20 protein-coding genes and 1 tRNA gene are annotated in these 17,804 nt (G+C 70.0%); 8 read left to right on the top strand and 13 right to left on the bottom strand.

Translation table 11 applies throughout. The features are described 5' to 3' along the window. Window positions 1-40: 40 nt before the first annotated feature. Genes H9633_RS01195 through H9633_RS01170 form a run of 6 tightly spaced genes read right to left on the bottom strand, consistent with a single transcriptional unit; the run spans window position 41 to window position 5,936 of the window. Window positions 41-853 (bottom strand): ABC transporter ATP-binding protein, encoded by an 813-nt coding sequence (locus tag H9633_RS01195; RefSeq protein ID WP_191711800.1) that lies wholly within the window; start codon window positions 851-853, stop codon window positions 41-43. Then, entirely contained in the window at window positions 850-1,653 is an 804-nt protein-coding gene (locus H9633_RS01190) for an ABC transporter ATP-binding protein (protein WP_071641412.1), read from the bottom strand. The genes H9633_RS01195 and H9633_RS01190 overlap by 4 nt, the downstream gene beginning before the upstream one ends. Beyond that, window positions 1,650-2,516 (bottom strand): ABC transporter permease, encoded by an 867-nt coding sequence (locus H9633_RS01185; protein ID WP_191711799.1) that lies wholly within the window; start codon window positions 2,514-2,516, stop codon window positions 1,650-1,652. Before H9633_RS01185 ends, H9633_RS01190 begins: the two co-directional genes overlap by 4 nt. Next, window positions 2,516-3,469 carry an ABC transporter permease gene (locus H9633_RS01180; RefSeq protein WP_071641408.1) on the bottom strand — a complete coding sequence of 318 codons (954 nt, stop codon included), beginning with the start codon at window positions 3,467-3,469 and terminating at the stop codon, window positions 2,516-2,518. Before H9633_RS01180 ends, H9633_RS01185 begins: the two co-directional genes overlap by 1 nt. Then, the gene (locus H9633_RS01175; RefSeq protein ID WP_191711798.1) at window positions 3,466-4,992 is read right to left on the bottom strand and encodes an ABC transporter substrate-binding protein; all 1,527 of its coding nucleotides are present in this window, start codon (window positions 4,990-4,992) and stop codon (window positions 3,466-3,468) included. Before H9633_RS01175 ends, H9633_RS01180 begins: the two co-directional genes overlap by 4 nt. A 32-nt stretch (window positions 4,993-5,024) precedes the next feature. Next, entirely contained in the window at window positions 5,025-5,936 is a 912-nt protein-coding gene (locus H9633_RS01170) for an alpha/beta fold hydrolase (RefSeq protein ID WP_191711797.1), read from the bottom strand. Window positions 5,937-6,124: 188 nt separating this feature from the next. On the opposite strand from H9633_RS01170, the gene H9633_RS01165 reads away from it, so the two are divergent. Together H9633_RS01165 and H9633_RS01160 are read left to right on the top strand one after the other, a co-directional pair. Then, window positions 6,125-6,829, top strand: coding sequence for a tyrosine-protein phosphatase (locus H9633_RS01165; RefSeq protein ID WP_191711796.1), 705 nt, complete (start codon window positions 6,125-6,127; stop codon window positions 6,827-6,829). A gap of 54 nt (window positions 6,830-6,883) precedes the next feature. Next, complete coding sequence (locus H9633_RS01160) at window positions 6,884-7,345, top strand: SIP domain-containing protein (protein WP_071641401.1); 462 nt, start codon at window positions 6,884-6,886, stop codon at window positions 7,343-7,345. Here the strand turns inward: H9633_RS01160 and H9633_RS01155 are convergent. The 4 genes from H9633_RS01155 to H9633_RS01140 form a co-directional block, all read right to left on the bottom strand. Further along, window positions 7,324-7,788: a Fe-S oxidoreductase gene (locus H9633_RS01155; RefSeq protein ID WP_071641399.1), complete on the bottom strand. Its 465-nt coding sequence runs from the start codon at window positions 7,786-7,788 to the stop codon at window positions 7,324-7,326. The genes H9633_RS01160 and H9633_RS01155 overlap by 22 nt on opposite strands. Then, window positions 7,785-8,591, bottom strand: a complete 807-nt coding sequence (locus tag H9633_RS01150) for an arginase family protein (protein ID WP_191711795.1) — start codon at window positions 8,589-8,591, stop codon at window positions 7,785-7,787. Before H9633_RS01150 ends, H9633_RS01155 begins: the two co-directional genes overlap by 4 nt. 58 nt (window positions 8,592-8,649) lie before the next feature. After that, window positions 8,650-9,390, bottom strand: coding sequence for a PspA/IM30 family protein (locus tag H9633_RS01145; RefSeq protein WP_191711794.1), 741 nt, complete (start codon window positions 9,388-9,390; stop codon window positions 8,650-8,652). A 68-nt stretch (window positions 9,391-9,458) separates the two neighbouring features. Next, window positions 9,459-11,471: a TPM domain-containing protein gene (locus tag H9633_RS01140; protein ID WP_191711793.1), complete on the bottom strand. Its 2,013-nt coding sequence runs from the start codon at window positions 11,469-11,471 to the stop codon at window positions 9,459-9,461. 122 nt (window positions 11,472-11,593) lie between these two features. Here H9633_RS01140 and H9633_RS01135 point away from each other — a divergent pair, with 122 nt between their 5' ends. The 6 genes from H9633_RS01135 (at window position 11,594) to H9633_RS01110 (ending at window position 15,059) form a co-directional block, all read left to right on the top strand. Continuing rightward, a complete protein-coding gene (locus H9633_RS01135; protein ID WP_191711792.1) occupies window positions 11,594-12,433 on the top strand; it encodes a DUF3097 domain-containing protein in 840 nt (279 codons plus the stop codon). Between the two features lie 59 nt (window positions 12,434-12,492). After that, a complete protein-coding gene (gene trmB, locus H9633_RS01130) occupies window positions 12,493-13,218 on the top strand; it encodes a tRNA (guanosine(46)-N7)-methyltransferase TrmB (RefSeq protein WP_191711791.1) in 726 nt (241 codons plus the stop codon). Then, the gene (locus H9633_RS01125; protein WP_191711790.1) at window positions 13,215-14,066 is read left to right on the top strand and encodes a CPBP family intramembrane glutamic endopeptidase; all 852 of its coding nucleotides are present in this window, start codon (window positions 13,215-13,217) and stop codon (window positions 14,064-14,066) included. Before trmB ends, H9633_RS01125 begins: the two co-directional genes overlap by 4 nt. A 96-nt stretch (window positions 14,067-14,162) precedes the next feature. Continuing rightward, window positions 14,163-14,235: transfer RNA gene (locus tag H9633_RS01120), tRNA-Arg, on the top strand. A 74-nt stretch (window positions 14,236-14,309) separates the two neighbouring features. Further along, window positions 14,310-14,525, top strand: coding sequence for a hypervirulence associated TUDOR domain-containing protein (locus H9633_RS01115; RefSeq protein WP_071641387.1), 216 nt, complete (start codon window positions 14,310-14,312; stop codon window positions 14,523-14,525). A gap of 3 nt (window positions 14,526-14,528) precedes the next feature. Beyond that, complete coding sequence (locus H9633_RS01110; protein ID WP_071641385.1) at window positions 14,529-15,059, top strand: DUF488 domain-containing protein; 531 nt, start codon at window positions 14,529-14,531, stop codon at window positions 15,057-15,059. Here the strand turns inward: H9633_RS01110 and H9633_RS01105 are convergent, their stop codons facing one another. Genes H9633_RS01105 through H9633_RS01095 form a run of 3 tightly spaced genes read right to left on the bottom strand, consistent with a single transcriptional unit; the run spans window position 15,060 to window position 17,782 of the window. Next, window positions 15,060-15,854 (bottom strand): SGNH/GDSL hydrolase family protein, encoded by a 795-nt coding sequence (locus tag H9633_RS01105; RefSeq protein ID WP_191711789.1) that lies wholly within the window; start codon window positions 15,852-15,854, stop codon window positions 15,060-15,062. Window positions 15,855-15,881: 27 nt separating this feature from the next. Then, entirely contained in the window at window positions 15,882-16,796 is a 915-nt protein-coding gene (locus tag H9633_RS01100; protein ID WP_083428609.1) for a carbohydrate ABC transporter permease, read from the bottom strand. Further along, a complete protein-coding gene (locus H9633_RS01095; RefSeq protein ID WP_071641520.1) occupies window positions 16,793-17,782 on the bottom strand; it encodes a carbohydrate ABC transporter permease in 990 nt (329 codons plus the stop codon). The genes H9633_RS01100 and H9633_RS01095 overlap by 4 nt, the downstream gene beginning before the upstream one ends. Window positions 17,783-17,804: the final 22 nt, after the last annotated feature.

The following is a 17,804-nucleotide window of genomic DNA, read 5'->3' as shown; positions in this document are numbered from 1 at the left end:
CGGACCTCCCGGACGGGGCGGGCCGCCGGGAAGGGCCCGGTCACACCGACGGGATGACCGGCACGGCCGCGAGCAGGCGCTTCGTGTACTCCTGCGCCGGGTGCTGCAGCACCGCGGACACCGTCCCGCGTTCCACGATGCGGCCGTCCTTCATGACCGCGACGGTGTCGCTCAGGTGCTGCACGAGTCCGATGTCGTGCGAGACCGTGATCATCGTCAGGCCCTCCTCGACGCGCAGCCGGGAGAGCAGGGCGAGGATCTGCGCGCGCACAGTGACATCGAGCGCCGACATCGGCTCGTCGCCGACGAGGATCCGCGGTCGGTGCACGATCGCCCGTGCCAGGGCGATGCGCTGGCGCTGCCCGCCGGAGAACTCGTGCGGATGCCGGTCTGCCATGTCGGCGTCGAGCCCGACCTGCACGAGAACGTCCCGAACCCGCGCACGATGGTCGCCGGCGATGTCGAGTGCCCAGAGCGGCTCTCCGATGATCCGCCCGACGCTCATGCGCGGATCCAGCGATGCGTACGGGTCCTGGAACACCAGCCCCGTGTCCCGGCGCAGCCAGTGCAGCGACCTGGCGCTCGCCGAGGCGTCGACGTCGCGTCCGGCGACCCGCACCCGACCGGTCGACGGACGGTCGAGAGCGAGCAGCAGGCGCACGAGAGTCGACTTGCCGGAGCCGGATTCGCCGATGAGTCCGAGCGATTCGCCCTCGGCGACCTCGAGATCGGTCGGGTGCAGGGCGATGCTCGTACGCGGCCGGTCGAACATCGTGCGCCGTCGCACCCGAAAGCTGCGGCTGAGACCCTCGGCGACGATGAGTCCGCGGTCGGCGTGCGCGGGCGAGCTCATGATCCCGGCTCCTCGTCGCGGGCATCCGCTCGCCACAGCGTCGCCGTCGCGTCGCGCAGCAGCGCCTGGGTCACCGGCGACGCCGGCGAGCGGAGCAGCGTCGAGATGGGCGCCTGCTCGACGACCCGACCGTGCTCGAGCACGACGGCGTCGGTCGCGACCTGGGAGAGCACGGCGAGGTCGTGGGTGATGAACACGAGCGACATGCCCTGGTCGGTGACGAGGCCGAGCAGCAGCTTGAGCACCTCGGCCTGGATGGTCACGTCCAGGGCCGTGGTGGGCTCGTCGGCGATGAGCAGCCGCGGGCGGCAGGCCAGCGCCATCGCGATGGCCACCCGCTGCCGCTGACCGCCGGACAGCTGATGGGGGTACCGGTCGACGATCGACGCCGGGTCGGGCAGCTGCACCCGGGCCGCTTCGGCGACGGCACGCTCGCGCGCCTCACGTCGGCCGATCCTCTCGTGGATGCGCACGGACTCGGCGATCTGCCTGCCCACCGTGCGGATCGGGTTGAGGGCGGTGCGCGGCTCCTGGAAGACCATGCCGATCTCGTCGCCGCGCAGGCGGGCGAGATCGCGGTCGGGCATCCCGACCAGCTCGACGCCGTCCCAGCGGATGCTGCCGCTGACCCGCGCATCCTCGGGCAGCAGCCCGAGGATCGCCAGCGCGGTCACCGACTTGCCCGAGCCGGACTCGCCGATCAGTCCGAGCCGCCGGCCGTCGGCGACCGTGAACGAGACGCCGTCGACCACGCGTCTGCCGTCGAGCTCGACGACCAGCGATTCGACCTCGAGAGTCATGCCACCACCTCCGGGACGTGCAGCTGCGCCGAGCGGCGTGAGAGCGTCGGGTCGGTCGCCTCGCGCAGCGCGTCGCCGAGCAGGTTCAGACCCAGCACGGTGAGGGTGATGGCCAGGCCCGGCCAGACGACGGTGAGCGGATGCACGCCGATGTAGCGCTGCAGATCGGCCAGCAGCGTGCCCCAGGACGCCTCGGTGAGCGACGCGCCGAATCCGAGGTACGACAGTCCCGCCTCGGCGAGCACGGCGACCGCCATCGACCACGACAGCTGCACGATGAACACCGGGGCGATGTTCGGCAGCAGGTGGTGCAGCAGATTCTGGCCGGCGCTGAGTCCGGATGCCCGGCCCGCGAGCACGAAATCGCTCTGCTGCACGCGCCGCAGCTCGGGGCGGGTGACGCGGGCGATGCTCACGCCGAACCCGATCCCCACCGCGAAGACGACAACCCACAGCGACCCGCCCCAGACGGCCGAGATCATCATCGCGATCATCAGCACGGGGAAGGCGATGAGGATGTCGACCAGCACCGCGATGCTCTCGCGCAGCCACCTCGCCGTCAGCGCCCCGAGGGCGGCCAGCGACACGCCGACGAGGGTGGCGACGATCCCTGCCCCGACGGCGACGAAGGCCGTCGTGCGGGCGCCCGCCATGATCAGGCTGAGGATGTCCCGGCCGGTGCCGTCGGTGCCGAGCAGGTGCGGCCAGCCGGGCGGCGCCCAGCGCCCGCGCACGTCGGAGAGCATCGGGTCGAACGGCGTCCAGAACACCGAGACGGCCGCGGTCAGCGCGATCGCGCTCACGACGAGCACGGCGAACCTGCCCGTCCACGACGACAGCAGCGTACGCAGCCAGCGGGGCATCAGCTCTCCTCCGCTCTCTGTCTCGGATCGACCGCACGGTGCACGAGATCGACGACGAACCCGATGATCAGCACGAACCCGGTGAGCACCAGCAGCTCGCTCTGCACCTTGACCAGGTCGCGGGTGCCGACGTCGGCTACGAGCATCCGGCCGATGCCGGGCAGCGTGAACAGCTGCTCGATGACGACCGAGCCCACCACGATCCCGGCGACCTGCACCCCGAGCACGGTGACGATCGACAGGCCAACGGCGGGCAGGCCGTGGCGGATGAGCGCCTGACGGCGGGTGAGCCCCTTCGCCGCCGCGGTGCGCACGAAGTCCTGTCCGGCAGCCTGCAGGGTGGCGCTGCGCACGAAGCGCATGAGCATCGCGCCCTCGACGATGCCGATCGTGAGCGCGGGAAGCAGCAGCGACTGGAAGGCCTGGGCGGGCGTGGCCCATCCGGAGCGGGGGAAGCCCTGCGCGGGCAGCCAGTCGAGCCCGTGTGCGAAGACGACGACCAGCATCATCCCGGCCCAGATCACGGGAACGGCGGCGAGCGCCTGTGCCGCGAAGCTGAGGGCGGTTCCGCCCGCCCGCCCGCGCAGCAGGGCGGATGCCACGCCGAACGGCACCGCGATGAGCAGGGCGATCGACAGGGCCATCAGGCCGAGGGGGATGGTCACGCGCGACTTCTCGACGAGCTCGGCCCCGACCGAGGCGCCGCTGAGCTGCGAGACGCCGAGATCGCCGCGCAGGATGCCCGCGATCCAGTCGCTGTACTGCGCGAGCAGCGGCTTGTTCAGGCCGAGGGATTCGCGCAGCGCCTCGACGGTCTGCGGGTCGGCCTGAGTGCCCGCGATGAGCTGCGCGACATCCCCGGGGAACACCCGCAGGGTGAGGAAGATGATCGCGCTCGACACGAGGAGCCCTGCGATCAGCAGGACCCCCCGAGTGAGCGCGTAGCGGATCACTCCGCGGACTTCGTCACGCCGGCGAGGTCGATGCGCGAGTTGATCGAGTCGGTCGGGAAGCCCGACACGGCGGCGGTGTGCGCGGTGAGCGTGGCGCCGTTGTACAGCCAGTCGGCCGCGTGGTCCTCCGAGACGATGCGCGCAGCCTTCTTCAGCAGCTCCGCGGACTTCTTCGGGTCGGTCTCCGTCTGCGACTGCGCGTACAGCTTCTGCACCTCGGCGTCGTCGTATCCGAAGTAGTAGTCGGGATTGGCGAAGTTCACGAAGTCACGCGGCTCCACGTGCAGCACGAAGCTGAGCTCGTAGTCGTGGTTCGTGTACACGTCCTCGAGCCACGTCGGGAATTCGACGCGCTTCACCTCGAGCGACACGCCCACCTTCGCGTAGTCGGACACGAGCACCTGAGCAGCCGTCGTGCCGTAGAACGACGGGATGGTGAGGGTGAGGTCGAGCTTCTCGTGACCCGCCTCCTTCAGAAGCGTCTTCGCCCGCGCGGGATCGTAGGGTGCCACGTCGCTGAGGTCCTCGTACCCCGGGTCGAGCTCGGGGATCGGCCCGTAGAGCGTCTGACCGGCGCCGATCGCCTCGACCAGCGCCTCGTGGTCGACGGCGAGGCGCAGCGCCTCGCGCACCCTCACGTCATCGAGGGGGGCCTTGCGGTTGTTGAAGGCGAGGGTCGCCTTGTCGGTGGTGCGACCGGTCGTGATCGTGAAGTCGCCGGTGTCCTCGAGCTGCGAGACGAGGTTCGGGTCGACGGCGGTGAGCACGTCGAGCGTGCCGTCCAGTGCCGCATTGACCCCGGCGGTGAAGTCCGGGATGTACTCGAACACGACTTCGCCGATCGTCGCCTTGTCTCCCCAGTACTCGTCGTACCTGTCGAAGGTGATGGCGCTGCCCTTGGCCCAGCGATCGAGCACGAACGGCCCCGTGCCGTTCTCGTCGTTCTTCAGATCGGTCGTGTCGCCGTTCTTGAACACGAGACCGGCGGGGCCGGTGAGGGTGAAGAGGAAGTTCTGGTCGGGCTGCGTGAGGGTGATCCTCACCGTCTGCGCGTCGGGAGCCTCGATCGAGGCGACGCCGGCGAACTCGGCGTTGCCCTGCACACTGGCATCCGTCCTGGTCGTCTCGTACGAGGCGACCACGTCGGCCGAGGTGAGCGGGGTGCCGTCGTGGAAGGTGACGCCCTCGTTGAGGGTGAAATCGTAGGTCAGCCCGTCGGCCGACACCTCGTACGCGCTCGCCAGGCGCTCCTCGATGTCGTTCTCCTGCGTGCGGGTGACGAGCCCCTCGTAGATGTTGTCCACGAGCACCTGCTCGAGGGCGGCGCCGCTGGTGTGCCGGATGTCGAGGTTGGTCGGCTCGAGCACGAGTCCGACGGTGAGGGTCGCGTCGGGGTCGGCCGGAGCGGAGGCCGTCGGCGTCGGCTCCGCGGCCGGCGTGCAGGCGCTGAGCGCGAAGACGCCGGCGGCGAGGAGGCCGAGCGCGGCCGATCCGGCGGTGCGCCTGGTGGGGGAAGCAGACAAGGGTCGTCCTCTCGAAGTGGTGCGGGGCGCGGTCAGCGCGTCTCGCTGGTCAGAGCGCCGGTCACGATGGCGGCGAGTGAATCGGGGGCCGTCTCCTGGACGTTGTGTCCGGCGTCCACGGTGATGACGGCGGCTGCGGGAAGGTGCTTCCGGAAGGCGGCGACATCGGCGTCGCCCAGGAAGCCGCGCTCACCGCGCACGAGGGTGACGGGGGCGGCGACGGCGGCGAGCTGCGTCCACCGCGCGCCACCGGATGCCGCCTGCTCATTCTTCAGCGAGTTGAACGCCGATGCGATGATCCGCGAGAAGTGATGCTTCCACTCCACGCGACCGTCATCGCGCACACGCGTGTTGAAGAAGACCCCGCGTTCGGTGTCGGCTCGGCTGCCGCCGAAGCCGAACGCCTGAGCGCGGTCGACCGCCTCGTCGCGCGAGGCGAAGTCGGTGACCGCGTAGAAGTCGCGCAGCACCGCCGGCGCCGCATCGGTGTCGAGGCCGGGCACGATGTCGACCAGCACCAGCTCGCGCACCCGCTCCGGATGCTGGGCTGCCACCACCTGGGCGGTGAGCCCGCCCAGCGAGTGGCCGACGAGGATCTGCGGGCGCGGTGCCCAGTGAGCGAGAGCGTGAGCCACGTCGTCGGCGAGCACGGCGGGGGAGTAGTCGAGGTCGTCGCGCCACGACGAGTCGCCGTGACCGGCGAGATCGATCGCGATCGCCGGGCGGCCGAGCAGCAGCGCGACCGCGTCCCAGGTGTGCGCGTTCAGGCCGGCGCCGTGCAGCAGCGTCACCTCGGGGTCGCCGAGGCCGAATCGCAGAGCGCTGAGAACCCGTCCGTCGGGAAGGGTGATCGCGATACGCTCGGCGTGGGGCACGTCGGTGCCGAGGGTCTGCGCCTGGGCGGGCAGATAGCGGAACTCGCTGGTGTCTTGGACCACGGCCATATTCTGCTCTTGCGGCGCCGCCTCGGAGAAATGCCGGATCATTGTGCATGACTTAGGTCTTCATCAGACTGCTGATTGCTCAGTCTGAGCGAATTTAACTGGGCGGATTGCATTCGGGCGGTTTCCGTCGCCCGTGCGCGCCGCGCGTAGGCTGGAGGGATGAGAATGCCCCTGACCGGAGTGCGCACATGAGTGCGCTCGAGGTGGGCGGCGTGGCGAACCTCCGCGACGTCGGCGGCATCGTCGCCGGCTCCTCGCGGGTGCGCTCCGGAATGCTTCTGCGCTCCGGCCACCTCGCACACCTCACGGCCGACGGTCGGGAGGTGCTCGCGCAGCGTGTGCGACATGTCGTGGATCTCAGGGACGACGCCGAGGTCGAGCGCGAGCCGTCTGCGCTCGCCGGGGTGCCTGTCACCCGCATCCCGCTGTTCCTCGGATCGGTCGGATCGTTCTTCGCGCTGAACATGGACCTCGCCGCGATGTACCGTCACCTGATCGACGAGTCCGCGCCCCGGCTCGTCGACGCGGTACGCGTCATCGCCGCCGGCGAGCCGACGCTCGTGCACTGCACCGTCGGCAAGGATCGCACCGGCGTGACCGTCGCCCTGGCGCTCAGCGCGGTCGGTGCAGATCGGGATGCCGTGATCGCCGACTACGCGCTCACGGCCTCCCTGCTGCCTCGCGAGCGGAACCGGGCGGTCGTGCAGTACCTGCGGGCGCACCTGCCGGACGCGACGAATGCCGTGCAGCTCGCGACCGAGTCGCCCGCTCCCGTGATGGCGGCGCTGCTTAACGAGATCGACGAGCGCTACGGATCTGCGGCCGCCTATCTCCGCGATGCGGGTATGAGCGACGACGAGCTGCACGCGCTCGCGAATGCTCTTCTCGAGTGACCGTTCGTGGACTGAGGTTAGGCAACCCTACATCGGTGGTAAAGTGAATCCATCATGGGCACCACGCAGACGCACGCAGGCAGCCGCGCCGCACGCCGGGCATCCCGTCGACCGCAGGTCCAGCACCTGATCACGGCCGATGAGTACTCGCTCGCCGACCTCGAGCTCGCCCTTGCCACGCTGCCGATGTGCGCGGTCGGACGCGTCTTCATCGAGGTGCCCGAGGCCTCTGACATCGGTGTGATCACGGCGCCGCCGCGGATGACCGTGACCTGGCTCGCGCGCACCCGCAGAGGTGCCCGGCCGCGCGCGACAGGGGAGGCCCTCCGTCGCGCCGCGATCGCGTGGGCGGACGAGATGCTCTGCGACGAATCCGGTGCCGGCCTGCGCACCGAGGTCATCCTGCTCGGCGGCTGGCTGAGCACCGTCGACATCGTCGACCACCTGACGAATGTCCGCGACGTGCCCGCGGAGGCGATCCACGCCCCGTCGCGCTACGGTCTCTTCTCCGACTGACCTGTCCCGCGCGCACGCGGAACGTAGCCGCCGTCCTCGAGGCCCGCTTCGATCTCGAACCTGTTGCGAAGCGGGTTGCGCCCTGCGAGCAGGTAGAGCACGGGCATCAGGAACCCGTATCGGCGCCACTGGCGCTTGTGCACGGCCTCGTGCCTGAGCACCGCGTCCGACGGGTCGCGGTCGCCGGTGAGGAAGCATCCGCCCACGCAGACGCCGCCTCGCGCGAAGGCCCAGGCCGGCAGGCCGCGGAACACCCAGAGCCCCTCCCGGCGCTGCACCCGTCCCGTGCTCCACAGCGAACCCCACACCCACCCGACGGCGGTGCCCCAGGCGTAGCCGAGACCGCTGATCGGCGAGTCCAGCAGCAGGCTCGGCAGCAGCCGGTCGATGCGACGCCCGCGCTCGAGTGCCCGATCCGCGTCGGCGCGCCACGAGGTCGTCATGCCACCGCGCCGATCAGACGAAGGATCGCACCGAGATCGAGCACGGCGTCGGCCGGACTGCGCGGTGCGAAACCGGCGATGGTCGCGCCGGCGATGGGCACCTCCTCGCGCAGCCGCCGCAGCGCGGCGGCCAGATCGGCGGCAGTCACGCCGAACGGTGCGGCTTCGGATACGCCTTCGAACTCCGCGGGGTCGAGCACGTCGACGTCGATGTGCACCCACACCCGCCGCGCACCCGTCGCGCGCACCGCCGCGGAGACGGCGCTCGGATCCCCCAGGCTTCCGGGGTCGAGCAGGGTGACCCGGTCGAGGGCATCCCGCTCGGTGTCGTCGATGGAGCGAGCGCCGAGCAGGATGATGCGCTCGGCGGGGATGCCAGGCGACAGGGCGAGCTGCGGCTCGCCCTCGCCCATCACCGCCCGCAGCGCCATGCCGGCGAATGCGCCGGACGGCGACGTCGGCGCATCGTTCAGGTCGGGGTGCGCGTCGCACCACAGCACCGCGAGATCCGAGGTGTCGATCGCCGACAGGGCGAAGGCGCTCACGCTGCAGTCACCGCCGACCACCACGGTGTGCTCGTCGGTGGCGGCCAGCTGCTCTGCGACGAGCTCGCGGGTGCGCAGCAGAGCGCTGAGGCGACGGATGCCGGTGCCGAGCGAGTCGCCGGCCTCGAGCGGCACGTCCAGCGTGGTCGTGTCGCGACGCGGCAGGTCGCCGGCGATCGCGGCGGCGCCGTCGATGAGCAGCATGGCGCGGGTCGACGGCGAGCCCTGCCACTGCGGGACGATCAGGAAACGGGTCATGGTCTCTCCGAGGGGAGAAGGCAGGGTGGATGCCGGTGTGCGGCATCCACCCCGGTGATCACTCTGCTTCGAGGGCGGCACGTGGGGGGCCGCCGGACTTGAGCTCGGCCAGACGGGCCTCGACCTCGGTCAGCTCGCCGAGGTCTTCGAGGCTCTCGAACTGCGCGTCGAGCGAGGAGGCCGCGATCTCGGCCTTGCCCTGTGCGAGGGCCTCCTGGCGGCGGATCTTGTCTTCGAAGCGGCCGAGCTCGCTGGTGGGGTCGAGCACGTTGATCGAGCCGATGGCATCCTGCACCTTCGTCTGCGCTTCGGCGACCTTCGCGCGGGCAAGCAGCTCGCTGCGCTTCGTCTTGAGCTGCCCGAGCTTGTCCTTCATGCCGTTCAGCCCGCTCTTGAGCTTCTCGACGATCTCGGTCTGGGCGGCGATCTGCGGCTCGGCGGCCTGCGCGTCGCGCTCCTCGCCGATCTGGCGCTGCAGTGCGATCTTGGCGAGGCTGTCGAACTTGTCCGCGTCGGTGGTGTTGCCCGCGGCACGCAGCTCGTCGGCCTTGCGGCTGGCGGCGAGGGCCTTGTTGCCCCACTCGCGCGCCGCACGCACATCCTCTTCGTGGTCGCGTTCCAGCAGTCGCAGGTTGCCGATCGTCTCGGCGATCGCGGACTCGGCGTCGGCGATGTTGTTGCTGTAGTCCCGCACCAGCTGGTCGATCATCTTCTGCGGATCCTCGGCCTGGTCGAGGAGCGAGTTGATGTTCGCGCGGAGGAGGGTCGAGATGCGTCCGAAGATGGATTCCTTTGCCATGTTCATTCCTTTGCTTTCTCAGGTTGTCGTGGTCGTTGGTCGTAGAAGGAGGTGGACTCGGGAAGTCGTCAGAACGCCCCGCCGCCGCCGCTGCTGCCGGAGCTGCCGCCGAAGCCGCCGACCGAGAAGCCGCCGCCTCCGCCGCCGCCGCCGAAGAATCCGCCGCCGCCGCTGCCGCCCGAGCTCCAGCCGCCGCCTCCGGAGCCCCAGCCGCCGCCGTGGTGACCGCCGGTGGCCTGGCCGATGAGGATGCCGCCGAGGAGCGCGCCGAGCGTGTCGCCGCCTCGACCGCCGCCGCCGGTGAACCCCGAGTAGTCGCTCTGCGCGATCCGGATGGCCTCCGATGCCAGGGCATCCGCCCGCTGCCCGAGTGCGAGCGCGCCGACCGGATCGACTCGAGCGACCGATCTCGCCTGGTCGAGCGTCGCCTGTGCTTCGGCGAGCCGGGTGCGGGCGGTCGACGAGATCGATCCGCGACGATTGAGGATGAAGCTCTCCGCGGTGGAGATCTGCACCTCCGCCCGCCGGACCGCGTCGCCGAGCATGCTCACCGCCCGGGCGATCCTGGCCTGCTCGTCGCGGCCGTGCTGGATCACCGCGTCGATCGACGTGTTCGCCGCCTCCAGCACCCGCAGCGCGTCGAGAGGATCGCGTCCGGAGGGCGCCAGCATCGCCTGAGCCTGCTGGATGCCCTGGAGCGTCGCCGCGACGGCCTGAGCGATGCCGCCCTGGGGGTCGGGGAGGGAACGAGCGGTCTGCACGTCGGCGTTCAGCTCCGACACCAGCGCCCCGGCACGTTCGTCCGCCGCCTGCAGGTCGCTCTGCAGCTTCTCGATCGCGTCCTCGAGCTGGGTGGCCTGCTGCACGGCGCCTTCTGCCGCGCGCACGGCGACCGCGGCGTCGCCGGTCTCGCCCGCAGCGATCAGCGCGTCGGCCTCCCGGATGCGCTCGTCGGTGAAAGCCATCCGCGAGCGGGCCTCTGCTGTGTTGCCGACGACGGGTGAGATCGCGGAGGGCGCGTAGACCGCGGCGAGGTCGGCGAGGATGCGGTCGGCGCGTTCGATCTCCGCACCGGCGGCCGCGCGCAGACGGCGCACGTTCTCGAGAGCGGCAGGAGCGTTCTGCTCGAGCTCACGCAGCTCGTCGAACTCGGTCTTGCGCTCCTCCAGCACCTGCGTCGAATCCGAGCACAGCTGCAGGATGCGCTGGTTCCATTCGATGCGCTGCTCGTCGGAGTCGGGGATCTCGTCGTCCAGCTTCTGCTGCAGCGAGAACGCCTCGTCGAGGTTGGTGCGCGACGTCCGCAGAGCGAGCAGGAAGGGCCCGATCACCTCGTCACCGAACTGCGCCCTGGCGTACTCCATCTCCTGCTCGCTGGTGCGCACGAGGTCGTCGGTGCGCACCAGCGCGATGTTCGCCTGCCTGCCGAGCTCGGCCAGCTGCGCCTGCTTCGCCGCCCTGTCCGCGGCGCGCTTGCGGGCACGGCGCACGAGCAGCAGGGCGACGACGATCACGACGATGATCACCACGACGATCCCGACGACGACCGCTGCGCGTGCGGCGGTCTCGGCGGCGCGCTGCTGCTGCTCGGCCGCGCGCCGGGGCTCGAGCACATAGATGTCGTAGGCCTTGTCGGCGCCGGCGACCACGGCGCCGCTGAAGTCGCTGTTCGACAGATCCGGTCGCATCGCGGCGAGGATCTCATCGCGCTGCTCGACGCTCATCTGCCCTGCGTCCGGGCGGTACATCGTGTAGTTGCGCCCCTCGGTCGACACCGAGATGAGGTACTGGGTGTCGCTGAAGCCGTTGCCCTTCGCCGTTCGGGTGGTCCACTCGGCAGGATCCGCGGGCGAGGTGTACTGCGGGACCATCACGAAGAAGAGGTCGATGCCGGCCTCGTCGCGAAGCCTGTCGAGGGTGGCCTCGGCATCCGCTCGATCAGAGGTGGAGATGACGCCGCTGCGATCGGTGATCTGCCCGTCGAGCTCGCCCGGGTCGGTCGCGGAGGCCGTGCTCAGCGTCAGCGCCCCCAGCAGAACACCGAGCAGGACCGCGGCCGCGGTCCGCCACCGATTCGTCATAGAGTTCCCTCCGGCCGGCAGGCGTGCACCATGGCACGAGTCTATGCACTGGGCACGACAGGCGACAGCATCCACGGCGGGTTCGCCGTTCGCCCTCAGCGCAGACGCATACGCTGGGAGGCATGGACGACATGTACGGTTCCGACGTGCTCGCCGGCGGGTGGCCCCAGCGCGGTTTCGCCAAGACGACCGAGGTCGCGGCAGAGAGGGATCTCGTCGTCGAGGTCGCACAGGACGGCTACTGCGGCGCGGTCACCCGGGTCGAGGCCGGCATGGTCGAGCTCGAGGACTGGAAGGGACGTCGGCGCAGCTTCCCGCTGGGCGGCGGGTTCATGATCGACGGCAAGCCGGTGAAGCTCGTCGTTCCGAAGGTGAAGCAGTCGGGGCCTCGGCGAACGGCATCCGGATCCTTCGCCGTCGCCGACGATCGGGCCAGGGTGGCGCTGCCCAGCCGCATCCTCGTCGAGGGGCGTCACGACGCGGAGCTCGTCGAGAAGGTCTGGGGAGCGGATCTGCGAGTGGAGGGCGTCGTCGTCGAATACCTGAGGGGCCTCGACCTGCTGGACGAGCTGCTCGCGGACTCGCCGCCGTCCGCCACCCGGCGCTACGGCGTGCTGGTCGATCATCTGGTGCCCGGTTCGAAGGAGACGCGCATCGTCGAGCAGATCATGCGCGGCCCGCACGGTCGGCACCTGAAGATCGTGGGCCACCCGTACATCGATGTGTGGCAGTGCGTGACCCCGGCGGCCATGGGCATCCGCTCCTGGCCCGAGGTCCCGCGCGGCACCGACTGGAAGACGGGCATCTGCCGTGCCTTCGGCTGGCCGGCAGACGACCAGACGGACATCGCGCACGCCTGGAAGCGGATCCTCGGGCGCGTCACCACCTACCGAGACCTCGAGCCGGCACTGCTCGGCCGGGTCGAGGAGCTCATCGACTTCGTGACGGCGCCCGCGCCGTGAGCGGCCGGTCGAGGGGTGTCCCGGTGGGGGAGGGCACGGGTCCCCGGTATCCTCGAGGGATGCCTGAGCCCCGGACCTTCCGCGATGAGCCCGTCTCGTTCGTGCGGCGCAGCGGCCGCATGTCGGAGGCGCAGGAGCGGGCATTCGAGGAGCACGCGCCGTTCTATCTGCTCGATGTCCCCCGCGATGTCGCCTTCACCTCGGTGCATCCCGAGGCGCGGCTCGATGTCGCGGCCGAGTACGGTCGCGAAGCGCCGCTCATCGTCGAGATCGGCTCCGGCCAGGGTCATGCCATCGTCGCCGCCGCGTCTGCCACGCCGCACACCGACTTCCTCGCCGTCGAGGTCTTCCGGGCCGGCCTGGCACGCACCATGCTCGACGCCGCAGCCGTCGACGTGCGCAACCTGCGCCTGATCGAGGCGAACGCTCCCGAGGTGCTCTCGACATATCTGCCCGAGGGGTCGGCCTCCGAGGTGTGGATCTTCTTCTCCGACCCCTGGCACAAGAAGCGCCACACCAAGCGACGTCTGATCCGCCCCGGTTTCCCGGCGACCGCCGGGCGTGCGATCGCGGACGGGGGTCTGCTGCGCCTGGCCACCGACTGGGAGGACTACGCCCTGCAGATGCGCGAGGTGCTCGACGATGCGCCCGAGTTCGAGCGCGCGTTCGACGGCGACTGGGCCGAGCGCTTCGAGGGCCGCGTCATGACAGCCTTCGAGCGCAAGGGCATCGCCAAGGGGCGCGAGATCCGCGACCTGACCTATCGTCGGGTGTCGCGGGTGTGACGACGACCGGCTGGCGCAGCATCCCTCCGGCCGCTCTGGTCTGCGCGGCCGCTCCGGCGTTCTTCGTGCTCGGCTGGACGTGGGTCGGATGGCTGCTGCTGGCCGCAGGTGTCGGCACAGCGGCTCTGCTCGAGCGCGGCGCCGTCCTCGTACGGCATCATCGCGACCGGGATGCAGGCGAGCAGGGTGCGCCGTCGCTGACCAGGGACCTGGCGCTGATCGGCATCGGCATGCTCATCGTGCACGCCATCTCACTCGAGGCGAAGCTCGACAATCTCGCGATGCTGCGATTCACGCTCGCGCTCGGCGGAGCCGTGCTCGTGCCGTATCTGCTGTCGCGGTTCGCGTTCGGCGACCGCGCGATCTCGTTCCCGTGGCGCACGGGCAGGCGCTGGGCGCTGTGGCAGTGGGCGTGGCTGGTCGCGGTGCTCGTGCTCGGCTGGCTGATCCTGCCGTACTACTTCATCACCAGCGGCGTCTATCAGAACTGGCCGGTGGTCGACTCGCCCGACCTGATCGCTCGGCTGTTCGTCGGGGTCGGCGCGGTCGGCATCTGGGACGAGCTGTTCTTCATCTGCACCGTCTTCGCGCTGCTGCGCCGGCACATGTCGGCGCTGAGCGCGAACGTGCTGCAGATGATCGTGTTCGTGTCGTTCCTGTGGGAGCTGGGGTACCGGGCCTGGGGGCCGGTGCTCACCATCCCGTTCGCGCTGCTGCAGGGCTGGATCTTCCTGCGCACGCACTCGCTCGCGTACGTCGTCACCGTGCACCTGCTCTTCGACGCCGTCGTGTTCGCGGTGCTCGTGCACGCGCACAACCCGGGTCTGCTGCCGTTCTTCCTCGTGTGAGCATTCCCGGGGGGCCGGGTGCCGCGCGGTGCCGGCGCCGCCGGTCGCGGGTGCGTGCATTCCGCTCATCCCGCAGCTGGTAGGCTCGTCCGGTACGCCTCCGTAGCTCAGCGGATAGAGCGCCGGTTTCCGGTACCGTAGGTCGCAGGTTCGATTCCTGTCGGGGGCACGTATCAGAAGAAGACCGTCCACCGGGCGGTCTTCTCTCGTCTCCGGCTGCGGAATCGCGAGAGGAGCGCTGCGATGACGAGACGGTACAGGGTCGGGGACCACGTCAGCTGGAACTCCGAGGCGGGGCGGGTGCGCGGGCGCATCACCACGGTGCACACCGCGGACTTCGAGTTCAAGGGCCGCACGCGACGCGCCAGCGACGACGAGCCGCAGTACGAGATCAAGAGCGACAGGACCGACCACATCGCGGCGCACAAGGGCAGCGCGCTGACCCTGCTCGACGACTGAGCGATGATCCTCACCGTCGGCCACTCCACCCACCCTCTCGAGGAGTTCACCGGTCTGCTGCGCGCGGCCGATGTGGGTGCGGTGATCGACGTGCGCCGCCTGCCCGGCTCGAACCGGTACCCGTGGTTCAACGCCGATGCCCTCGCCGCCTCGCTGCCCGAGCAGGACATCCGGTATCTGCGCATCGAGCAGCTGGGTGGACGCCGGAACCTGCAGCGCGATGTCCCCGACGAGGTCAACGGGATGTGGCGCAACCGCAGCTTCCACAACTACGCCGACTACGCGCTGAGCGGCGAGTTCGCCGAGGGCGTCGATGAGCTGCTGGCCGTCGCGGAGGACGTCGCCGGGGCAGCGGCGGTGATGTGCTCGGAGGCGGTCTGGTGGCGCTGCCACCGGCGGATCATCGCCGATCATCTGCTGGCGCGCGGTGTCGCCGTGGGCCATCTGATGCCGGACGGCCGGGTGGCGGAGGCGACGCTGACGCCGGGCGCGGAGCCCAGGGACGGCACGGTCGAGTACCCCGTGGCCGGCTGACTACTTCGCCGGCTTCGGCTTGACCTCGTCGGCCGCGGTCACCGGGGCGGTGCGGAAGCGCTCGAGCGCCGCGGCGACCCTCTCGGCGAGGTAGGCGTGACCGGCATCGGAGGGATGCTTGCGCCCGGCGCCGACATCGATCAGCTGCCGGTAGTTCGCCTCGGTGATCCACTCCTCCTGCACGGGGGAGATGTAGCGCCAGCCGCGCGTCGCCGCGAGATCGGCGAGGTCGCGGTCGATGCGCGCCGTCGACGCACCGACCGGCAGCTCGTGCGGCGCAGGTCCGAGGATGACGATGGGCACGTCCGGATACCGGGCGACCACGGCATCCCACACCGCGTTCACCGCGGCGGGGTATGCGGCCGCGTCCGACAGACGGTCGTTGATCGATCCCTGCAGGATGATCAGATCGGGGTCGATCCACGACTCCAGCTCGGCGACCCGGGTGAGGAAGTCCGGCCCATCGAGCCCTGGGCGCTGGTAACCGCTGCCGCGCACCCCGCGCACCACCGTGTCGCCGGGGATGAGCCGGGCGAGACGATACGCGTAGCCGTTCGTCGGGACGGTCGCCGCCGACCCGTAGGTCCACGAGTCGCCGAAGACGAGCACCTCGGGATCGTCGGGGAGCGTCAGAGCCACCGGCGAGACGCCGTTCTCGGCCGCGGCGACCGGAGCGGTCTCCGCGGGCGGCAGCCAGGGACGAGTGATGCCGAGGGTGACGGCGAGCGCGACCGCGAGGGCGCCTCCGAGCGCGAGGGCCGTGCGACGCCGTCGGGTCGGCGAGTGCAGGGTCATGAGAAGAGCGTAAGCGACGGATGCCGGCTACTTGGACGTCCCCTGGGTGACGGAGCCCTGCAGCTGACGCTGGAAGAAGATGTACACCAGCAGTACAGGGGCGATCGTGATGATCACGGCGGCGAACAGCGCGCCGAAGTCCACGGCGTATCCCGCGGCGGACGCGAACGCCGCCATGCCCTGCGAGAGGACGTACTTCGCCTGATCGGTGTTCAGCGCGACGGGCAGCAGGAACTGGTTCCAGAGGCCGAGGAAGTTCAGGATCGCCACCGCGGCGAGTCCGGGCTTCGCCATCGGCAGCATCACCTGGAAGAAGGTGCGCCATTCGCTGGCTCCGTCGACGTACGCCGCCTCCTGGATCTCGTACGGCAGGGACTTGAAGAACGAGAACAGGAAGAAGACCGTGAACGGCAGCGCGAAGGCCACGTAGGTGAGGATCAGCCCCGGCAGCGTGTTCAGCAGGCCCATGCCCTGCAGGATGAAGAACAGCGGCACGATGGCGAGGAACACCGGGAAGGTGAGTCCCGCCAGCATCAGGTAGTAGATCACGCGGCTGCCCGGTACCGAGAAGCGGGCGAGCACGTAGGCGCACATGGCGCCCAGCAGCATCACCAGGATGAGAGCGGCACCCACGACGATGACCGTGTTCAGGAACATCTGCCCGAAGTTGTACTTGCCCCAGGCGGAGGCGTAGTTGTCGAGGTTCCACTGCGCGGGCAGCCCGAACGGGGACGCGAAGATCTCCCTCGTGGACTTGAACGAGCTCAGCAGGGTCCACAGCATGGGCAGGATCACCACGATCGCCCAGATGGTCAGCACGACGTGCGACACCGCGCCGACGACGCGATCCCCCGGGGTCGACCTGGCCTTGCGGTCGACGCCGCCCTCGCGGCGCGCGCGTCGGGGGTCGACGGCGATCAGGGTCCGGGTCTGCTGGCTCATGCTCGGCCTCCGTCGTCCTTGCCGCCGGTGAGACGGTTCACGAGGAACACCGCCGCGGCGAAGATGAGTGTGATCACGGCCAGCACCACGCCCATGGCGCTGGCGAGGCCGAACTGGCCCTTCTCGAAGGCCGTGCGGAACAGGTACTGGCTCATCACGAGGGTGCTGTTGCCCGGCCCGCCGGTCGCGTTCAGCGCCACCATGTAGACGTAGGCGTCCAGCGCCATGATGCCGAGGTAGATGTAGGCGGTCTGCACGTTGTCGCGGATGAGCGGCAGCGTGATCGACACGGTCGTGCGGAACCGGCCCGCGCCGTCGATGCGCGCCGCCTCGTAGATCTCGGCGGGCACGCCCTTGATCGCCGCGATGAACAGCACCATGTAGAAGCCGATCATGCCCCACGCCATGACGAAGATGGAGGCACCCATCGCGGTGCGCTCATCGCCCAGCCAGGCGAAGTCGTTCATGTCGATCCCGGCCGCCCCGAGCAGGCCGTTCAGCAGGCCGCTGGGGGTGTAGATCATGCTCCACAGGATGCCGATGACGATCGCGGGGATGACGTACGGGAAGAACGACACCACCCGGTAGAAGCTGGACGCGCGCAGCCCGCGCACCTGACCGCTGCTCGGGCCGCCGATGGTGATCATGCTCGCGAAGACGAGCGCGATCGTGAGCGTGATCAGCGGCAGCACGATGGCGAGCAGGATGTTGTTGCCCATCGCCTGCATGAAGGTCGCGTCGGCGAAGAGCTTCACGAAGTTCTTCGCCCCGATGAAGTCCATCTCGGGCGTGAAGCCCGTCCAGTTGGTCATCGAGTAGTACACGGCCTGCACGAACGGCGAGATCACGAAGATCAGGAACACCGCGACCGGCAGGCCGAGGAACACCAGCAGGAAGGAGATGTAGTCGAAGGTCAGCGGGCGCCGCCCGAGGCGGGGCGGCTTGCGCCGCCCCGCCCGGGCCGCCGTCACGGCGACGGTGTCCAGCGCCGCGTCGACACCGGGAGCA

Origin of the sequence: Microbacterium commune, from assembly GCF_014836945.1 — a bacterium.
Lineage (GTDB): Bacteria > Actinomycetota > Actinomycetes > Actinomycetales > Microbacteriaceae > Microbacterium > Microbacterium commune.
Note: the sequence above shows the minus strand (reverse complement) of the source record. Positions and strands in the feature narration are given on the sequence as shown.